The organism is Solibacillus sp. FSL R5-0691, from assembly GCF_037974225.1.
GTDB lineage: Bacteria > Bacillota > Bacilli > Bacillales_A > Planococcaceae > Solibacillus.
Genome location: NZ_CP150231.1, coordinates 828,703 through 848,537, shown reverse-complemented (window position 1 = coordinate 848,537; position 19,835 = coordinate 828,703). Strand labels below are relative to the sequence as shown.

19 protein-coding genes are annotated in these 19,835 nt (G+C 39.3%); 6 read left to right on the top strand and 13 right to left on the bottom strand.

Annotated elements, in window-relative coordinates:
• The first annotated feature begins 9 nt into the window (after nucleotides 1-9).
• Complete coding sequence (locus tag MKY51_RS04035; RefSeq protein ID WP_339175430.1) at nucleotides 10-399, top strand: methylthioribose kinase; 390 nt, start codon at nucleotides 10-12, stop codon at nucleotides 397-399.
• Nucleotides 400-406: 7 nt separating this feature from the next.
• Here MKY51_RS04035 and MKY51_RS04030 read toward each other — a convergent pair whose 3' ends face one another.
• On the bottom strand, nucleotides 407-679 hold the full coding sequence (locus tag MKY51_RS04030; RefSeq protein WP_008403430.1) for a YlbG family protein: 273 nt from the start codon (nucleotides 677-679) through the stop codon (nucleotides 407-409).
• 276 nt (nucleotides 680-955) lie between these two features.
• Here MKY51_RS04030 and MKY51_RS04025 point away from each other — a divergent pair, with 276 nt between their 5' ends.
• Nucleotides 956-1,864 carry a glycerophosphodiester phosphodiesterase family protein gene (locus MKY51_RS04025; RefSeq protein WP_339175428.1) on the top strand — a complete coding sequence of 303 codons (909 nt, stop codon included), beginning with the start codon at nucleotides 956-958 and terminating at the stop codon, nucleotides 1,862-1,864.
• Nucleotides 1,865-1,906: 42 nt separating this feature from the next.
• Here the strand turns inward: MKY51_RS04025 and MKY51_RS04020 are convergent, their stop codons facing one another.
• The 3 genes from MKY51_RS04020 to MKY51_RS04010 are packed head-to-tail and all read right to left on the bottom strand — an operon-like array spanning nucleotide 1,907 to nucleotide 5,006.
• Nucleotides 1,907-2,353 (bottom strand): YlbF family regulator, encoded by a 447-nt coding sequence (locus MKY51_RS04020; protein WP_008403432.1) that lies wholly within the window; start codon nucleotides 2,351-2,353, stop codon nucleotides 1,907-1,909.
• Between the two features lie 48 nt (nucleotides 2,354-2,401).
• Nucleotides 2,402-3,901 (bottom strand): UDP-N-acetylmuramoyl-L-alanyl-D-glutamate--2,6-diaminopimelate ligase, encoded by a 1,500-nt coding sequence (locus tag MKY51_RS04015; protein WP_339175426.1) that lies wholly within the window; start codon nucleotides 3,899-3,901, stop codon nucleotides 2,402-2,404.
• Between the two features lie 55 nt (nucleotides 3,902-3,956).
• Complete coding sequence (locus tag MKY51_RS04010) at nucleotides 3,957-5,006, bottom strand: CAP-associated domain-containing protein (protein ID WP_339175424.1); 1,050 nt, start codon at nucleotides 5,004-5,006, stop codon at nucleotides 3,957-3,959.
• A 148-nt stretch (nucleotides 5,007-5,154) separates the two neighbouring features.
• Here MKY51_RS04010 and MKY51_RS04005 point away from each other — a divergent pair, with 148 nt between their 5' ends.
• Nucleotides 5,155-5,511, top strand: coding sequence for a YugN family protein (locus MKY51_RS04005; protein WP_008403436.1), 357 nt, complete (start codon nucleotides 5,155-5,157; stop codon nucleotides 5,509-5,511).
• A 393-nt stretch (nucleotides 5,512-5,904) separates the two neighbouring features.
• Here MKY51_RS04005 and MKY51_RS04000 read toward each other — a convergent pair whose 3' ends face one another.
• From MKY51_RS04000 to coxB, 6 genes are all read right to left on the bottom strand, one after another.
• Entirely contained in the window at nucleotides 5,905-6,366 is a 462-nt protein-coding gene (locus tag MKY51_RS04000; RefSeq protein ID WP_339175422.1) for a DUF420 domain-containing protein, read from the bottom strand.
• Between the two features lie 85 nt (nucleotides 6,367-6,451).
• Complete coding sequence (ctaG, locus tag MKY51_RS03995) at nucleotides 6,452-7,363, bottom strand: cytochrome c oxidase assembly factor CtaG (protein ID WP_339175421.1); 912 nt, start codon at nucleotides 7,361-7,363, stop codon at nucleotides 6,452-6,454.
• 456 nt (nucleotides 7,364-7,819) lie between these two features.
• Nucleotides 7,820-8,167, bottom strand: coding sequence for a cytochrome C oxidase subunit IV family protein (locus MKY51_RS03990; protein ID WP_339175420.1), 348 nt, complete (start codon nucleotides 8,165-8,167; stop codon nucleotides 7,820-7,822).
• Nucleotide 8,168: 1 nt separating this feature from the next.
• Nucleotides 8,169-8,795 carry a cytochrome (ubi)quinol oxidase subunit III gene (locus MKY51_RS03985; protein WP_339175419.1) on the bottom strand — a complete coding sequence of 209 codons (627 nt, stop codon included), beginning with the start codon at nucleotides 8,793-8,795 and terminating at the stop codon, nucleotides 8,169-8,171.
• Nucleotides 8,795-10,735, bottom strand: coding sequence for a cytochrome c oxidase subunit I (locus MKY51_RS03980; RefSeq protein ID WP_339175418.1), 1,941 nt, complete (start codon nucleotides 10,733-10,735; stop codon nucleotides 8,795-8,797). The genes MKY51_RS03985 and MKY51_RS03980 overlap by 1 nt, the downstream gene beginning before the upstream one ends.
• A gap of 38 nt (nucleotides 10,736-10,773) precedes the next feature.
• Nucleotides 10,774-11,844 (bottom strand): cytochrome c oxidase subunit II, encoded by a 1,071-nt coding sequence (gene coxB, locus MKY51_RS03975; protein WP_339175417.1) that lies wholly within the window; start codon nucleotides 11,842-11,844, stop codon nucleotides 10,774-10,776.
• 891 nt (nucleotides 11,845-12,735) lie between these two features.
• Here coxB and MKY51_RS03970 point away from each other — a divergent pair.
• Nucleotides 12,736-13,647, top strand: a complete 912-nt coding sequence (locus MKY51_RS03970) for a heme A synthase (RefSeq protein ID WP_339175416.1) — start codon at nucleotides 12,736-12,738, stop codon at nucleotides 13,645-13,647.
• Nucleotides 13,648-13,891: 244 nt separating this feature from the next.
• Here MKY51_RS03970 and pyc read toward each other — a convergent pair whose 3' ends face one another.
• Genes pyc through MKY51_RS03955 form a run of 3 tightly spaced genes read right to left on the bottom strand, consistent with a single transcriptional unit; the run spans nucleotide 13,892 to nucleotide 18,858 of the window.
• On the bottom strand, nucleotides 13,892-17,326 hold the full coding sequence (gene pyc, locus MKY51_RS03965; protein WP_339175415.1) for a pyruvate carboxylase: 3,435 nt from the start codon (nucleotides 17,324-17,326) through the stop codon (nucleotides 13,892-13,894).
• Between the two features lie 17 nt (nucleotides 17,327-17,343).
• Nucleotides 17,344-18,516, bottom strand: coding sequence for an FtsW/RodA/SpoVE family cell cycle protein (locus MKY51_RS03960; RefSeq protein ID WP_339175414.1), 1,173 nt, complete (start codon nucleotides 18,514-18,516; stop codon nucleotides 17,344-17,346).
• Nucleotides 18,517-18,576: 60 nt separating this feature from the next.
• Nucleotides 18,577-18,858: a YlaN family protein gene (locus MKY51_RS03955; RefSeq protein ID WP_008403446.1), complete on the bottom strand. Its 282-nt coding sequence runs from the start codon at nucleotides 18,856-18,858 to the stop codon at nucleotides 18,577-18,579.
• A 170-nt stretch (nucleotides 18,859-19,028) separates the two neighbouring features.
• Here MKY51_RS03955 and MKY51_RS03950 point away from each other — a divergent pair, with 170 nt between their 5' ends.
• Both MKY51_RS03950 and MKY51_RS03945 read left to right on the top strand, forming a co-directional pair.
• Nucleotides 19,029-19,529: a peptidyl-prolyl cis-trans isomerase gene (locus tag MKY51_RS03950; RefSeq protein WP_339175413.1), complete on the top strand. Its 501-nt coding sequence runs from the start codon at nucleotides 19,029-19,031 to the stop codon at nucleotides 19,527-19,529.
• 12 nt (nucleotides 19,530-19,541) lie between these two features.
• Nucleotides 19,542-19,745, top strand: coding sequence for a YlaI family protein (locus MKY51_RS03945; RefSeq protein ID WP_339175412.1), 204 nt, complete (start codon nucleotides 19,542-19,544; stop codon nucleotides 19,743-19,745).
• Nucleotides 19,746-19,835 lie beyond the last annotated feature (90 nt).

Here is a 19,835-nt window from a genome sequence, read left to right as displayed (position 1 = left end):
TGCTAAAAAATGATTCAACAATTTATCGAACTCGGTCAAGGCTATGGCGATATATACGAGCTTTGCGAACTGGTCAAAACAAATGAGCATCGATTCCATAACGCATTTATTTTCACCGCAACTCATGATGGCAATTCAGTCGCTTCGTTAGCCGTGGCTTTTAAACCATCAGGTGAAAGCAAATTCATGCCAATATATATTTGCCGCGAAGGGATTCCATATAGCGAGGAAAAACTGTCAAAGCGAATTGAGATATTTAAACAAACGATTCAAGATGCTAAGCAGCAAGAAAACATTCTTGAAATTAAACACTCATCTGTTTTTTCGGAAAAAAATCAATTTTATCAATACTTAATTGGTATTTTAAGATTAAATCGTTACATACCACCGATGCAGTAAGTAAAAATTATAAGCCAATTTTATAATCGTACTCTTTTGCCTTATCCGGCTTTGCATTTTCAAATTCATTTTTAACAAATGGACGGTATGATTCAACAACGTCTTTCACAAATGGAAGGCGTTGTATTTTATTTTTCAATGTTTCGATTTCGTCTCGATTACAATAAATCACAACATATTTTAATCTTCTGGAGATGAAATTTACGTGACCATACTTCCTTAACGACTTCGCATGTTTTAATTGATGAACGTATATAATTAAACCTTGTCTTTCATTCATGGAAAACTCCTCGTTTCTTCATAAAAAAATTTATATTCAGCTTAATCACGCAACAAATTCCTGTAAATTTCTTCAGTTTCAAGCCGTCTTTTTCACTAAAAGCATACCAAATGTGCAAATTGTTAGCAACAGAGTTTAGACAGTTCCACTTCTTTTCCGTTATAATGGAAAATAGTAGAGTGAGATATACACTTCATACTATTTTAAGCTTTAAAAACACATTTATTGCACATAGCTTTCAACGAAACAATGTACGGTTAGAGGAGGACGAATTTAATGGGTAAGAAAACTAAAGTTGCTTTAGCAATCGCGGCGGCTAGTGCGGCGGCATGGGCAGGAACAAAAGCGATTTCAAAGCCGCAAAAACGTGAATCAAAAGAAGCATTACAATTTGAACGTCCAATTATTATCGCACAACATGGAGGCGCTGGTCTGGCACCTGAACATTCGTTACTTGCTTTTGAACGAGCAGCGGAAATCGGTGTGGATGGCTTTACAGTAAGTGTACGCCTTTCAAAAGATGAAGAAATTGTCGCTTTTCATGATGCAACGGTAGACCGCACAACAAATGGCTCTGGCTTTATTAAAGATTTTACACTTGAACAATTAAAAGAACTCAATATCGGCTACAACTTTGAAGATTTAGAAGGTGCTTTCCCATACAGAGAACAGCATGTACTTGCCGTGACATTACGCCAATTAATCGAAACTTATCCAGATAAACTATTTATCGTAAACATTCAAGATAGTCCAGACACATATGAAGGTAGTTTAATGCCTTCTAAACTATGGCGCTTAATTGAAGAATTGAATATTCAATACCAGGTAATCGTGACAAGTCCGTATAGCGAACAAATCGACCGCTTCAACTTATATGCGCAAAACCGTATCGCTCTTGGTGCCGGTGAAGGCGATATTAAGAAGGCAATGACGTCATTCACAAGCCAATTCGGTCATCTGTATCACCCAAAAGTGGACTTGTTCATCGTTCCACTGAAACAGGGTGTTTTCAATTATGACTCACCGCGCTTTATTAAGTTTTTATCGGAACTTAATGTACCGACAATTTACAGTGATATCGATGATCTTGTAACAATGAACCGTGTCATCCGACAAGGGGCAATGGGGATTGTGACAAACCGTCCGGATATCGCAGAAGTACTCATCCAAAAAGTATCGCAATAACAATAAAAGCTCCCGAAATTTTTCGGGAGCTTTTTTATTACATTAAGCTGAACACGAACAACCGCCGCCTGTGCCGCATCCGCTGCCGCAGGAAGAACTGCTCGCAAAAAACGGATTGCTTACCGGAACTTTGACAGCTTCCGAAACGGAATGGCCGATAAGAAGGCTGATTTCATCAAGTAAATCCTGAAAATCATTTTCCGCCACTTTGAGTGCCGCAATTTGTTCATTCATATCGATCAGACGCTTTTCTGTTCGAATTTTTTTCATAATTATATTGTAATCAGGATGGTATTTGCCAAAGCGTTGTACATCCTCATATTGGTCTTTTAATCGTTGAAAGGCCATAATTTGTGCGCTTAATTCCGCATCCTCGTAAACTGCCTTTTTCGCAAGACGAAGGTTTTCGGCTTGCTCAGAGGAAAGGATCATCGCATTTAATTCATCGACCTCATCTAAAATAAAAACCCAATCAGAAGTCATGAGCATTGTTTATTCCTCCAATCTCACTTTATCATAACAGAATTGAAGGGAAAATCAATGATTGTTCAACCGACGCTTTTCCAATTGTCTTACCATTTCCCGAACAAATACTAAATCTGAAAAGTATTTTTGTTTGTCACCGATTTGCTGTGTTTTTTCATGACCTTTTCCTAACAGTACGATTGTATCGCCTTCTTCCGCATAATTAAGTGCGTGCTCAATCGCTTCTTTCCGGTTAAGGCATTCAATATACTCCTGGGTAGAAGAAAAACCTTCACGGATTTGCTTATTGATCTGCTGCGGACTTTCATTGCGTGCATTATCTGTCGTTAAAATAATATAATCCGCATAAATGGAAGCAATCATTCCCATTTTCGGACGTTTTGCCTTATCTCGGTTACCACCACAGCTAAACATGACAATTAACCGGCGCTTTGTATGTTTTTTTAAAGTTTGCAGAATCATTTTCATCGCATCCGGTGTATGGGCATAATCGACGACGATCGATAAGCCTAACTCGTTTTTCACATGCTCAAACCGTCCTTCAGGCAATACTAGATTTCCGATAGTATTGCATATATCACTTAACGGAAAACCGAGCTGTGCAACACAGCTTACTGCCGCAAGTACGTTACTGCACTGATAGTCACCCACTAACGGGATGTTCACTATATGCTTCTCTTTCTTATGCTGAATACAACAAGTCGTTGATGCTGGTCCGTCAACTAGCGTTTGGAAAAAGTAGTCGACATGGCTTCCCTTGCCGAAAAAAATACGTTTGCCTTTTGTCGCTAAACCAATGGAACGACAAACACTGTCATCACTGTTGATAATATTTTTTTTCGCCAAGGTCGATAAAATCTGCTTGGATAGTTTGTAGCGTTCAAAGCTACCATGGTCCTCAATGTGATCTTCTGTCACATTCAAGAAAATACCGATATCAATATCACAATGATCCAGACGATGTTTTTCCAGACCAACGGATGAAGCTTCCAGAACAACGTAAGGTACATCGAGACGAATCGCCTCTTTAAACAAAAACTGAATATTTTTCGCCTGCAATGTTGTCAGTGCTTCCATTTCCGGATAACATTTTTCCTGGTCGATAAAAACACCGTTCGTACCGATTACCATAGCCCGCTTATCCAACTGATTTAAAATTTGTCCGATAAAATGTGTAACAGTTGTTTTACCGTTTGTGCCTGTTACCCCAATCACGGTTAGTGCTTCTGCGGGGAAATTATAAATTTTTGCACTCGCATAGGCGATAAAACTCAAACAATTCGGTACCCAAATAATCGGTACAGGTAAATCGGCTTCATTAAAGTAATTTTCATCATCTACTACAATTGCTGCAGCACCCTTCTCCAAAGCGCTGTCAATATACGAAATACCACTCGACTTATTTCCCTTCCTTGCAATAAAAGCATCTCCGGGCGCAATAAGATTCGCATCGTCTTCCACTCGTTTTATTTCCACTCTAATGGAGCCCTTCATAGTGCACGGCCAATCTTTAATCAATTCTCCAATTTGCACGGTTTCACTCCTTACCATACTTTATGAAGACAAAAAAAAAACGCTACATATCGCAGCGTTTAATTTTTAATTTTTATTTTTGTTTCACATACAGCTGTGTATAGTAATTCATAAAAGCCCCGGAACCGATATGCGTAAACTCCTCATCCGTAAGCAATGTCCGGTGTCCCTTCGAGTTCATCCAGCCATGTATCACCTCAATGGCATCTTTATAATTTGTTGCCACATTAACACCATGGCGTTCATAATTCTGGTGTACTTCATTCAACTGGTCTTCAATCTTATATGCATCATTTGTTACTTGGGAATCCATCATTCCTAAAAGCATATGTTCACTATGATAATCCGCCACTGAAGCGAGCGAGTCTAAAGGGAGTAATGCTGGCAATTCGTATTGCAACCGCAAGGAATTTGCCAATTCCGTCAATTGTCTTCTGTGGGCCAAATTAATATCGATTTGCTGATAGCTTGACGGTGTGCTTGCTTCAAAAAGCTCTCCTATAAACTGCATCTCATACGGCTTATGCAATACGAGTGTTTCCCCATCCAGAAAACGGACACTGTATAATTGATTCGTTTCTTGATCTATGTATAATTGAGCGTAAAGATCCTCATATTTTACTAAAATACGATTATGTAAATCTTGTTCATTCATTGCAAACATATAAATATTATCATCGAGCTCAACGGTTATTTCCTGTCCCAAAACTGTCGTACGATAAATATCGTCCAATAGCTCTCCGACTTGGAACGGTGCAATATCGAATTGACTATTATTTGTATAAATCTGATTTACACGGTCTTCCTTTATACTGACCATCAACAGTCCATTATCCGTATCATAAATCCACCATTCATACCCATATTCCGACGGATCGATTCGCTTCGGGATACTATAGGCTTCCAATACATCCTTCGAAGTTTTACCTATTAATGTAGAAATACCTGTAACCGGCCGCGGAAGAAACTGTTCAGTCGGTATGGAAGGTTCCAGCTCGACTACCGGTTTCGTAATGCTCGGCGGGCCTTCCAATAATTCGGTTTGCGAGGACTCCCCATTTGTATAATAAACGATAATCCCGATACAAGTTGCAATAATTAATATGCGAAATAAAACTTTCATTAAAATCCTCCACCATTATTTTAGGTAGTATAATTATACCAATTTTGGACACTATGACACAATGTTGTCATTGCATCAATTACCATTTTGTTCTATTATTAGAATTGACCGTAAACTTATGTACGATAGGCAAAGGGAGGATATAGAAATGTATTTTGAAAACACACAACTCGAACATGTTAAAGTTGACCAAGAAGTTTTAACGACAGTAATGGGCAAATTCGGCTTAGAATGCCACGGTGCATGGGACTATGACCGAATGACATTTGACCGCTGCTATGATGTACGTGAAGGTCGTTTTTATTTACGTGTTTTTTGTAATGCAGTATCAGGTGATGTAGGCGCACATAATGCAACTTTAAATATCAACAAACCTGCAATTGGAAAATACTATTATCCACACGGTGTTGAATACACAGATGAAGTATTCCCGGGACATCTTGTAAAAGAATGTGAAAAAGTACTGGCAGATGTTCGCAGAGAGCTATCAGCATACGGTATTTAATCCCTTTAAAAGCTGGCAATCCAACCCAGCTTTTTTTATTTGCCAAAAAAGAGACTGGGACATAACCCCAAAAACGCTATTTTTCTCTGAGAAAAATAGCGTTTTTTTGCTGAGCGTTAAAATTGATTTCCATTCCGGGACGCTTTCCGCGGGCGTGAGGCCAACAGGATGTTGGTCACAAAAGCGTTGCCACAGGACGTGGCGTTCTTAGCTTTTGTTCCCAGTCTCAGGCGTCACGCTATTCCCGCAGGAAGCTTTGCTTGTAGCGAAAGGCGTTAGCCGACAGCTACACTCGCCCTCCATTCCAATCAATTTTGCAATATATCCGTTTCTTAATAAAGGCTTTCTTCTTATTTAACAATAATTCTACTTATGTCTCTGCCTTCTTTCAATTTAAAATCCTAAAATTGCTTTAAAGACTGACGTCGTTTCGCCGCCTTCATAAATTACATAAAGCAGTGAATATACAATAACTCCGGTAATCGCTACGAAAAACCAAATAATACTTGTAATCGCACCAATTTTGCGGTGTAATTTCAGATTGGATTTAAGGCCTGAAATTATGCTTGTCAGACCGAATACTGCCCCAACTGTCGCTAATGTAATATGGAAAACTAAAAAGATTGTGTAATATATTTTCAGTTCATCCGGTCCACCGAAGGCCGTATTCCCAATAAATAGCGTACGTGATACATAAATGATAAAGAATGCCAAAGCTGAAACACCAGCTGCCAACATTACTTTTCTATGTGCTTCCACATTCCGCTTTGCGATCAATACCCATCCAATCGCTACAAGCACTGCACTAATAACAATAAATGACGTGCTTATTGTGGGTAATATAGGTAAATTCATTTGCAAATCTCCATTCTTACTTAATAATCAATATGAACAACATCCTTATGTTGATTGCTCCAATTGTAACCAGTCTATCATTTCATTAGTACTGTGTTCTATTTTGAAACTCTTTTAAAGCATTATCTGTAATTTCCTGCTGATTCGAGCGCTCGGTATTCCACCACTTACGGAAAATTTTAAACAAAATAACCCCAAATATGATTTCCTGAATAATTTTCATCAATACGCCGCCGACTTGCTGATCACTTAATAAATCCATACTCGAGAACAGCTCAGGACCTGATAATGTAAGTCCTGATAATGTAGAGGAAGGAACACATAATTCCATTGCCTTCAGCCACATGTCACTATCACTGTATGTACCGTACATCGGGCTCGAAGCAAATATAATAAGTGCACAGGCTGGTGTGATTAATACTGCATTCGAAGCAATATACGCCAATTTATTCATATTCTTCATTTCATGCTGTCCATCAACATTATTCAATAATGGCCAGTACATAAAAATAGCCGAAATAAACAGAATCGCTGTGTAAGCAAGATGGTATACTTCATTTAATTTAATCGTGTCAAATACAGATGGTAAATGATAGACCGAAAATAAGCCAATAAAAACGATGATAGATACGAGCGGTTTAGTGAAAATTTTAAAAATCGTTCGCATTACCGGGGCTTCCACAACCACTTTCCAAACCCACCAAGGAATTCCTTTTATAAAGAAAATCGGCACCAATAATAGTAAAAAGGCCATTTGCGTCATATGCATTGTAAACATAATATGACCAAGCAAATCAATTGGAGATCCTTTAATTATATAAAAAGAAATGATTCCTGCTATAAAATAAGCTGCTTCACTTTTCTTTAATGGTTCACTTACTTTAAATTTTTCTCGCCATGTAACAGTCAGCAAAAAATAGAAAGCCGTTACAATTAGTAAACACCCGAATAAATATGGGCTCCATAATGCTTGAAAACCGAATATACTTATTGGCATATGACCATGCTCCTTTAAATATCAGTAATTTTATCCCGCATTAACGGGTAGTAAAAGCCAGACTGGTTCGGGTCAACACGATGTTGGTCGCACAAGCTTTGTCACAGGGCAAGACGTTTTCAGCTTATGTCCCTACTAAATAGTGGAAAATAAAGAAAACCCCACTAATAATACTTTCACTTTATTATAGATGGCAATTTCACCAACATCAATGAAAGAACTATGACAATTACTTGAATCAAACATGTATTTTCTATATAGGTTAGACATTACTATAAATAAAAGCAGTTTTACGTCATTTCCCTCTTACATATTGTCCGTCGGGTTCCGCTGTGGGAGTTCGCTTTCCAAAGAAGTCTGGCATCTCTGTTACAAAAAGCCCCTGTTTGGCTACCAACATACCTACCAAACAAAAAACGCCCCTAGCATTTGCTAAGGACGTCAATTGTTATGCGATTAGTTCCCCCACCAAATAATAGTTGTAAACGCCACGAAGAACGTAAACGCGATGAAGGCAGCACTCCAGATGAAGAATTCAATGACACCAACCATATGGGTAGTGCGGTCTTCCAAGTGCATAAAAGCATAAAGTTGCAGTACTACTTGTACTCCAGCCAATAATAAAATAATCGGAATGATAAATGTTGGAGCAAAATCAGCCAGTACAGCGGCAAATGCGATAAAAGTCAGGAAAATCATGATCGCAAAGTTTACTACTTGTTTACGCATATGCGCTTTGGCATGTTCTCTGTCATATTCGAATTGCGCCTGAGTACGTACTTCTACATGAGTTTCGTGTCCCATTTTATCCAACCACTCCCATCAGATAGACTACTGTGAAAATGAATACCCATACAACGTCAATGAAGTGCCAGTAAAGTGAAGCTGCAAAGAACTTCGGTGCGTTGTATAAGTTCAATCCACGGCTACTATTGCGGATGATTAATCCCGTAATCCAAACTAAACCGATAATAACGTGCAAACCGTGCATCCCTACGAGCGTAAAGAACGCAGAAGAGAACGCCGATTGTGTATAACCAAACCCGATGTGTATATAGTGCTGGAATTCATAGATTTCCAGTGCAAGGAAGCCTAAGCCTAATAATACTGTAATCCCCATCCAAGTACGGACACCGGAATAGTTAAAGTTTCTCATATGGTACATCGCATATACAGATGTTAATGAAGATGTTAATAATAACATTGTCATCACGAACGCCAACGGTAACTCATAAAGTTCTTTTGCCGAGAATTCCATCCCTGCCGGACCGCTATCTTTAAGCGCGATATATGTAGCAAATACACTCGCGAATAGTACTGTATCCGATGCCAGGAAAATCCAAAGTCCAACTAACTTGTTTTTCCCTTCCATAGTAGCTTGTTCAGGGTGTTTCGGCCAAGTTTGTGGAGTAAATTTTTGATTAATATCCATTACTTGATACCCCCTTTATTACCTGTTGCACGGTAGTGAGCTAAATCCGCTTCCACTTGTTCAATTTCAGCAACTGTTACATGGAATCCTAAATCGTCTTTGAACGAACGAATAATCATACATGCGATTGTTAATCCAAGACCACCAATCATCAATGCTAAAGAAACGGCAGGTGTTGTACCTGTAGCTGTACCAGCCTGTACTTGATCTCCCCATGGGCTGTAAAGAGCACCAAATGCAGCAATCATCATTCCGATTGACATAATAAATGGAAGAATTGAATTGTTTGGCATATGAATTTCACCTAATGGCTCAGCATAAACCATACCTTCTTTGTTACCTTCTTCTTTTTCAATCCAATAAGGATCATAACCACGAATAAGTGGTGTTTGTTTAAAGTTATAGAATGGCAGCGGTGTTTCAAGCGCCCACTCAAGTGAACGACCATCGCCCCAGTAATCACGACGGTTAACCGGTTCAGATTTGATCGATAATATAGCGTCGATCACTAATAATATTACCCCGATTCCCATCATAATAGCACCGATTGACGAGATAAAGTTGAATAAATCCCAACCTTGCCCTTCCATGTAAGTGAATACACGACGCGGCATACCCATTAATCCTAAGAAATGCTGGATGAAGAACGTTAAGTGGAACCCGATGAAGAACATCCAGAAAGTAATCATTCCCAGTTTAGGATTTAATGCACGGTTAAACATAATTGGCCAGTAGAAATGTGCTGAACCGAATAAACCTGTTACGATACCACCTACGATTACGTAGTGGAAGTGCGCAACGATAAAGTAAGAGTCATGGAGCTGATAGTCAAGTGGTGCAGTTGCCTGCATTACCCCTGTAACCCCACCAGCAACGAATGATGGAATAAATCCAAGTGCATAAAGCATTGGCACTGTTACTTTAATCGAACCGCCCCAAATTGTAAGGATCCAGTTGAATACTTTCATCCCTGTCGGAACAGCGATCGCCATTGTAGCAACAGCGAAAATTGCGTTCGCAGTAGCACCTAAACCAACTGTGAACATGTGGTGGGCCCATACCATGAACCCTAAGAAACCGATTAAAATTGTAGCGAATACCATCGATGAGTATCCGAATAAACGTTTACGAGCGAAAACCGGAATAATTTCCGAGAATAAACCGAATGCCGGCAATACTAAGATGTATACTTCAGGGTGACCGAAAATCCAGAATAAGTGCTCCCAAATAATTGTATTACCACCCATTGTATGATCGAAGAAGTTTGCCCCAAACATACGGTCAACTAACATTAAGAACAATCCACCAGTAAGTGGAGGGAATGCGAATAAAATTAAAGAACTTGCTACTAAAGTCGTCCAAGTAAATAAAGGCATACGCATGAACGTCATACCTGGTGCACGCATCGTAATGATTGTTACGATGAAGTTAATACCTGAAATTAACGTACCTGCACCCGAGATTTGCAGACCAAGAATATAGAAGTCGATACCATGGCCCGGTGAATATAAAGATAATGATGCATAAGAAGTCCAACCTGCATCAGGTGCTCCACCTAAAAAGAATGATAGGTGAAGGAATACTGCACCAATAAAGAACAGCCAAAATCCTAATGAGTTCAGGAATGGGAATGCAACGTCACGTGCACCAATTTGAAGTGGCACGACCGCATTCATAAAGGCAAATATTATTGGTGTTGCTGCTAAGAATAGCATCGTTGTGCCGTGCATTGTTAATAGTTCGTTAAACAGGCCTGCAGAAATGAACGTACTTTCAGGGAACATTAATTGAATACGCATCAGTAACGCTTCAAATCCTGCAATTGCGAAGAACAATGTACCGGCTGCTAAATACATGATTGCGATCTTTTTATGATCGACCGTTGTTAAATAGTCCCATACATGTGCTCCAAAGCCCTTTTTCTGTGTAACAGAGCTCACACCTTTAACCTCCTTCAATGTTTCTCTCTAATGTAGAATTACTTTTCAACTGATAATGTCATTAAATATTCAGCAATCGCTTGCGCTTCTTCCCTAGTAACATCGTATTTACCAGTCATTGTGTTACCTGGTTTAAACGGTTCAGGATCAACAATCCATTCAGTCGTATTTTCAACTGTATGCTCCAAGTAACCAGCCACACGGTTACGGTCACCGAAAGTCGTTAAGTTAGGACCTAATCCATTGCCTGCAACACCGGATACTGCGTGACATCCTAAGCAAGAGTTAGCAAATGTCGCTTCACCTAAATCAGAAGACTCTTTATCTGCTGTAGCTCCTTCAGTTGCCTGCATTGCTGCAACCCATGCGTCAAACGCTTCGGGTTCAAGTGCTTTTACTTTGAAGTCCATTAAAGCGTGTGAAGGACCACATAACTCCGCACATTTACCGTAGAATACGCCTTCACCATCGTTTAATCCGGCTGATTCTTTATCAAACTTTAAATAGAATTTGTTAATACCATCAACGTTCGTATCCATCTTTCCGCCAATTGCCGGAATCCAGAATGAGTGCTTTACATCAGATGCGATTAAGTTGAAGTATACTTTTTCATCAGTAGGAACAACCAGTTCCTGTGCTGTAATAATTCCTTGGTTTGGATATTCAAACTCCCACCAGTATAACTTTGCCGTAACATTTACAGTAAGTGCAGTATTGTTACCGCTTTCGTCTACTTCGTCCATTGCCGCAACGTTCGAGAATTTATACGTATAGTGCAGCGTTGGAACAGCTAAGACTAATAATAAAATAATTGGAATAACTGTCCATATTACCTCTAAAGTATGGCTGCCTTCCACTTGCTTCGGCATATGGTCTTCGCCAACTTTTGAACGGCGGAATTTAAAGAAAGCAACTAAATAAATTGTCGATACAACAATAACGACTAACGCCATAATAGCTATGGATAGATATAAGATGTTTAATTGCTCTTTACCGACTTCACCAGATGGACGAAGCGTCGAGATATACTCTTCACCACATGCTGAAAGGAATACTGTCATTACTGTTAATAACGAGAATAAACGCCATTTTTTAAGCCCTTTCATCATAGCTTAATAAACCCCTCTTTCTTTGTTGTATTTTCATGTGTAACCATGACTGCGGTTATGTCTATGTGAATTCTTGTACAGTGTAATACTGTACTGGAAAGAATCCCGATTTTTTAGCCGCCCATTACTTGCTGCTTCCCTTTATTGTCAAATATTGATTAGTCTCCTATTCTTCTAATCGACTTGATTCAAAAGTAGACGATTAGCAAAATTCTAATATATTTGAGTAAAGTTTCACTGAAATGATTTGGCTCAGAAAATGATAAGCCCTCACATGCTGACAGCAGTCACTGCTATCGGTTACAAAAATCCGCTTACGCATAAGTAGGATTTTGAAATTATTGAGACATTTTTACTTACATCCCATTTCACTGCCAACTTCTAGTTTATACTATTTTGCTAGAAAAATAAGCAAAAAATCTAGAAAACTTCAATTCTTCTTTAAGTCTTCATTAAAGTGATGACCGATTTCTATCTTATAAGTGCAAGAAAACTTAAAGAATAATTGTGATAAAATAATCTATAGTTCGACGGGATTTTGGTAAAAGGGTCCAATAACTTACTTCTCCTTTCAAATTTGTAAGCATATTCCGTTACCATAACTATATCTAAATTTGGATAGGATTTCTAGACGTTTCATGAAATTTCAAACTACTTCGCGACAAACTTGACGAAACATGAAGAAATCTATATCAACATCTATATAGTAATGTATTTTTTGCCAATATTTGTGAATGCAAGGAGACGAATTTATGAACAATTTGTGAAAAAATGGTTGCGTTTACAATCCAATCCTTAATACGGTTGTATTTTTCAAATATTTTCGCTATTATCTACAATTAGAGACGCTCTTTGTAGCGAAGCGAAAATTAAAGTAGGTGAGCTCATTTTATGCATCAAAAATATTACAAATTTCTAAAATGGTTTGCTGTTTTGTCTACCCTCGGCATGTTGCTCATCCTTCAAGGTGGAGCACTAGTTACAAAGACTGATAGCGGTTTGGGCTGTGGAAGAAACTGGCCGGACTGCAACGGTTCATTAATACCGAAAGAAATTACGACTGAAGTATTAATTGAATTTTCTCACCGTCTTGTAACGGGTTCAGTATCCATTTTTATTCTTATTCTCGTTATTTGGACATGGCGTGCACTGGGCCATATACGGGAAGTTAAACTTTTAGGGTTTTTGGCGCTATTCTTCCTTGCTCTTCAGGCACTCATTGGGGCTGCGCAAGTATTATGGGGACAAGGTGACTTTATTTTAGCGTTACATTTCGGGATTTCGTTAATCTCATTTGCGGCTGTATTGCTGCTTACCTTGATTGTATTTGAAGTCGACAAAAAGTTTGATGCCGATCGATTGTACATGAGCAGGAAATTAAAAATACATACTATTTGCGTTACTTTATATTCATATATAGTTGTTTATACAGGGGCTCTTGTACGTCATACCGATGCTAGTCTTGTTTGTCCGGACTGGCCGTTCTGCCGTAATGATCAGCCGATGACGATACCGTACAATATGTATGAGTGGGTTCAGATGGGGCACCGTTTTGCAGTGTTAATTTTCGTAATTTGGATTGCTTATATTGCCATCCATGTTATCAGAAATTACAAGAGTCAGCGGATCATTTTCTGGGGATGGACGATCGCTCTATCACTTGTCATCTTCCAAGTGATTGCGGGCATGCTCGTAGTCTTGTTGAAACTTCACTTATTCGTTTCATTAATGCACTCGTTACTAATTACACTTCTATTCGGTTTATTATGTTATTTGATTATGCTCGTTTCAAGGTCTAAATAAATTGAATAGATTTGATAGTTACTAGAAAAGGGAGATTGCTAAGTGCAGTCTTCCTTTTTCTTTTGTTTATTTTAGCGAAATAATCAAATTGGGAGGGCGCCAATTATATTCAAACCTTCGTGCCCCCTTGGAAGCGTCCGCCACAGCGGAGAACAATGGTTTTCAACAATAAACAAAATAAAGCGCCGCAAATTTTTAATTCCAAATTTGCGGCGCTTTTCATATTAACCCAGCCTGATGTGTTCTATTCTAATTCAATCAGCAGATCGCCTGTAGAAATGGCGTCTCCTGCCTTTGCATAGATTTCTTTTACAATGCCGTCTTTTGGCGCTTGAACGGTTGTTTCCATTTTCATCGCTTCAGTAATTAATAAGTGCTCACCGCGTTTAACTGTGCTTCCTTTATTAACTACAACTTTTAGAACTGTACCTGGCATTGTTGCACCAATCTGGTTCGGATTTGAAGGATCGGCTTTCAATGCGATGCTGCCATCTACTTCAACTGTTAAGTCTTGAATTACCAGTTCACGTGATTGGCCATTCAGTTCAAAGTAAATAATACGTGTGCCGTCATGCTGCGGTTCACCGATCGATACAAGTTTCACTATCAGTGTCTTTCCTTTTTCGATTTCCACTTCAATTTCTTCGCCAAGTTTCAAACCATAGAAGAATGTTGGTGTATCGAGTACAGAAACATCACCGAATGCATTTACTGCATCAATATATTGCTCAAATACTTTCGGGTAAAGCGCATAGGCCAATACGTCTTGTTTAGACGGAGCCCGTCCACATTTTTCGGTTAATTCTGCTGTCAGCTGATCAAAATCAACCGGCGGCAATAATTCTCCCGGACGAACAGTAATCGGTGTACGATCCTTTAATACAACTTTCTGGATTTCTACCGGGAATCCGCCATGCGGCTGTCCTAAATAGCCTTGGAAGAATTCAATAACGGATTCAGGGAAATCAATCGTTTGTCCTCGCTCAACAATATTGTCTTCAGTTAAATCATTTTGCACCATGAATAATGCCATATCCCCTACTACCTTTGATGACGGTGTTACTTTTACAATATCACCGAACATTAGATTTACACGGGAATACATTTTCTTCACTTCATCCCAACGGTCGCCTAAACCGACTGCTTTTGCTTGTTGCTGCAGGTTACTGTATTGTCCGCCCGGCATTTCGTGAACATAAATTTCAGAATGTGGTGCGTTCATGCCGCTTTCAAAATCTACATAGTATTTGCGGACATCTTCCCAGTAGTAAGACAATTTTTCCAGACTTTCGATATCTGCACGTACATTACGCTCAGAACCTTTCATTGCATAATACAATGAGTTGGCGCTTGGCTGTGATGTTAAACCAGCCATTGAACCTAGTGCTGTATCAATAATATCAACACCCGCTTCAATTGCTTTCGCGTATAAGTAAATGCCGTTTCCGCTCGTATCATGTGTATGCAGATGGATAGGCAGACTAGTCGCGTCTTTCAGCTCGGAAATAAGTCGATACGCAGCTTGCGGTTTCAGCAGCCCCGCCATATCTTTAATCGCTAAAATATGTGCACCCGTTGCCTCTAGCTCACGTGCCATATCTTTGTAGTATTGAACCGTATATTTTGCACGGCTGTCATCAAAAATATCGCCTGTGTAACAGATTGCCGCTTCTGCTACTTTTCCGCTATTACGTACTTCATCGATTGCTACTTCCATGCCTTTAATCCAGTTAAGCGAGTCGAAAATCCGGAAAACATCCACACCTGAAGAAGCGGATTCCTGAATGAACTCACGGATCAGATTATCCGGATAGTTCGTATAACCTACCGCATTTGCTCCGCGTAACAGCATTTGAAACAGAACATTCGGAATTTTCTTTCTAAGTTTTTCCAATCGGTCCCATGGATTTTCACTTAGGAATCGGTAGGCAACATCAAACGTTGCCCCACCCCACATTTCAAGTGAGAAATAATCATGCATCAGACGAGATGTTTCGTCTGCAATTTCAAGCATATCCTGTGTACGCACACGCGTTGCAAGCAATGATTGATGGGCATCACGGAATGTCGTGTCTGTCAGTAAAACATCTTCTTGCTCTTTAATCCATTTCACAAGACCGTCTGCGCCATGGGCATCAAGAATTTGCTTTGTGCCTTCCGGAGAAGGAATCAGAATGTCTACTTTCGGTTTGTCCGGCTGTACAAAAATCGGCTTTGTACGTTTTTCAACACCTGGGAATCCATTTAATGTGACATTTCCGATATAGTTTAATAGTTTTGTTCCACGGTCTTTACGTTCCGGGAATTCAAATAATTCCGGTGTTGTATCGATGAAGCTCGTATCAAACTCGCCTTTTATAAATTTCTCATGTAAAACAACATTACCTAAAAACGGGATATTCGTTTTCACGCCTCGAATACGGAACTCACGTAAGTTACGGTCCATTTTTGCCGCGGCTTCTTCAAACGTCATTCCCCACGTCGAAATTTTTACAAGTAATGAATCATAATATGGTGTGACAACAGCGCCCTGGAAGCCATTACCCGCATCCAGACGAACACCAAAACCGCCGCTTGAACGGTATACCATCAGTTTCCCAGTATCCGGCATAAAGTCATTTGCAGGGTCTTCCGTTGTTACTCGTGACTGGATCGCGTAACCGAACAGCGGAATTTTGTCCTGTGCAGGAATTCCAACTTCTTTCGAGTGCAGGTCACGCCCTTCTGCAACTTTAATTTGTGCGTGCACAATATCAAGACCGGTGATCATTTCAGTAATCGTATGTTCAACTTGAATACGCGGGTTTACTTCAATGAAATAAAATTGATTGTCTGCAACTAAAAATTCTACAGTCCCTGCATTAATATAGCCTACATTTTTCATTAACTTTACAGCTGCATCACAAATATCATTGCGGAGCTGTTCGGAAATAGAATTTGAAGGGGCAATTTCCACTACCTTCTGGTGACGTCGTTGAATTGAACAGTCACGTTCATATAAATGTACAATATTGCCGTATGTATCCCCGATAATTTGTACTTCAATATGTTTCGGCTTAATAATCGCTTTCTCCACATATACTTCGTCCGAGCCAAATGCCGCTTTTGCTTCTGATTTAGCACGCTCATAAGCTGATTGCAGTTCTTCTTTGGAATTCACTAATCGCATTCCACGTCCGCCGCCGCCAAGAGCCGCTTTAATCATAATCGGGAAGCCATATGTTTCACTGAACTGCTCTACTTCCTGTAAATTTGCTACAGGACCGTCCGTACCCGGTATAACCGGAATTTGTGCAGAAACTGCCTGTTCACGCGCTTTAACTTTATCGCCGAACATATCAAGATGCTTTGAAGTCGGTCCGATAAATTGAATGCCTTCTTCTTCACAACGGCGTGCGAAATCAACATTTTCCGATAGAAAACCGTAACCAGGATGAATCGCATCCACATTAGCCTCTTTGGCAATCTTAATGATGCCTTCAATATCCAAATATGCATCAATCGGTTTTTTACCTACGCCAACGATATATGCCTCGTCTGCTTTATAGCGGTGATAAGAACCGCTGTCTTCACGAGAATAAATTGCCACTGTTTTAATATGTAACTCATTACAGGCGCGTAAAATACGGATGGCGATTTCGCCTCGGTTTGCAACTAAAATCTTTTGAATCGACTTCATTTCTCCCTAACCCCCAATTACTTTCTTTTTTCCAATTTGTGATGTGTGGATACATTAATAAGTATCCCCATTGCCACTGAGAGCAATAATATAGAAGTACCGCCATAGCTTATAAAAGGTAACGTTACTCCGGTTAACGGGATAAGTCCCGATAATCCACCTAAATTAATAAAAGTCTGTAATCCTATCCATGTAGAAATGCCCGCCGCCAACATTCGTGCAAGCGGATCTTTTGTTGACATCGCAATATAATAACCGCGCATCACAATAAAGCCTAAACCAAGAATAACAATTGAAACACCAAAAATCCCTAACTCTTCGGCAATAATCGCCATAATGAAATCGGTTTGCGGTTCAGGTACGTACCCCAGTTTTTGAATTGACTGCCCGAGTCCGCGCCCTTCCAATCCCCCAGCTCCAATAGCATAATAACCGTTGACAACATGATATCCGGAATTAAGCGGGTCGCTGAAAGGATCTAAAAAGGAAGTAATACGGCCTCTTCGGCTTGCGTTAAAAACCGTATCCCATTTAAAGATTAAAATCCCGATCATTCCGACAACACCGAGTGCCGAGAGAAGTCCAAAAATCCTGCCGAGCGTTTTACCCCTAAGTCCGCTCGTAATTACAACAACAAGTGCAATGGCTACAATGATGACAAGTGCACCGAGGTCGGTTTCAAAGCCGACAACAAGTACGATAAATAACCACATGCCCAGCGGATACGATACATCATCAAATGTTAACAGCTGCATCGAACCCCGGTTCACACTTTTACGGTAAAAAGTTCCCGCAAAGAAAATAATAATAAAGAGTTTAGCAAATTCGGATGGCTGGAAATTCATAAGCCCGAACAGGCTGATCCAACTTCTGGAACCATTCACATTTTTACCGGCTATTAAAAGCCATAACTCTAGTATAAACATAGCTGCCAGCAAAAGACCTAATATAGATTTATTGGATAATCTTTTATAGGGTGTGATAACAGCGACCGTAAACAAAATCAGCGCCAAAATGATATTGACGAGCTGGCGATTGTAATAGAAATTAGGATTTGCATCATATTGCATAATAGAAACCCAAATACTCGAGCTGTAAATCATGACAAGTCCAAATAACATCAATAAAATATAAACGAATAACAAACCATAATCAAAATTGCGGAAATAATTTTTAAAATACTGTTTCATGTAGTAAACCTCATCTTTGAAAAAAAAACTCAAACCGCAATGTAGCGTTTGAGTTTTCTTTTATTTGTCTGTATACGCATCATGTAATAAAGAAAGCTCTTTCTCCAACGAATCGAGAATTTGCTTACCTTGTTCACGTTCGATCAGCCCTAGTTTCGCGGCAAATTCAATTTCACGCGATAAACCAAACATTTGTGTATCTAAAACTTCTTCATATAACGGACAAGATGGCATTGTCAGATTATCCATTTGTACGCGAATTAATCGAGCAATTTTATCTGCATCCGCAGTTAACAGCTCTAATGCTTTTTCCTGAAAGGAAGCTTGTGCTTTCGTATCCATGAGGACGCCCCCATCTATGATATTTCTTCGATTCTATCTTAGTAAAGTGTATCTTTTTACATTCAAAAATGCAAGTGTCTTTGTATGTTTTGCGTTCAATTCAATTATATTTCTTTCTATGAAGAATCGCGTTATAATTATGAAGGAACTTAGTGAAGGGGGACTTACAAATGACCGAAACAATCATTCCAATTAAAGGTGCGGTTAAATTTGAACTAACATTAGATCCTACTGTATGGATTTTTGATGATCGTAAACTGGATCTGAATACATATTTTGTATCAGAAAAAGTTGAAGAAAATAACGAAAAATATTTACGTGATATGGGCGCGCACTGGTCGCGTGAAATTATGGAAGGTGCAGTATTTCCGCCTACATTAAAAACTGAACGTAAATTTGACCGTAAAGGCATGATGACAGGCACATTCGGTATGGAAATCAAACCATTCCTGAAAAATGCAGAACTTGCTGATGGTGCAAATGAAGTTGTTTTTGAATGTACGACAGGCGAAGAATTTGCATTTCCGTTAGCGCAGGCTGAAAGTTTCATTTTCAAGTTCAGCCAAGATGGCAAACCGCTATTAGAAGATGGACCAGTACATGTATTATTTGCTGATGGTTCAAATGTTGAAAATCCAATAAAAAATGTGCGTGCGATTCGTATTCAATAGGAGGATTTCGTCATGCGTGTAAAATGTGTCATTTGCGATACACTACATGAACTACCAAACGATTTACCTTTAGCGAAAAAATTACGCAATCGGCCCATCCATACGTTTATGTGTCCAGAGTGTTCGGATCGTATTTCCGAAAACACACATAAACGAATTGCCACAGGAAAATTCCGCTTTTTCCGAACATCATCAAAATTTGATGAAGAGTTTTAAACTACGATTTGGAAGACTAAAAACCCATTTTTCTCATTGAGAAAAATGGGTTTTTGCGTATAAAATTTCCGAATCTTTATAAGGATTTTA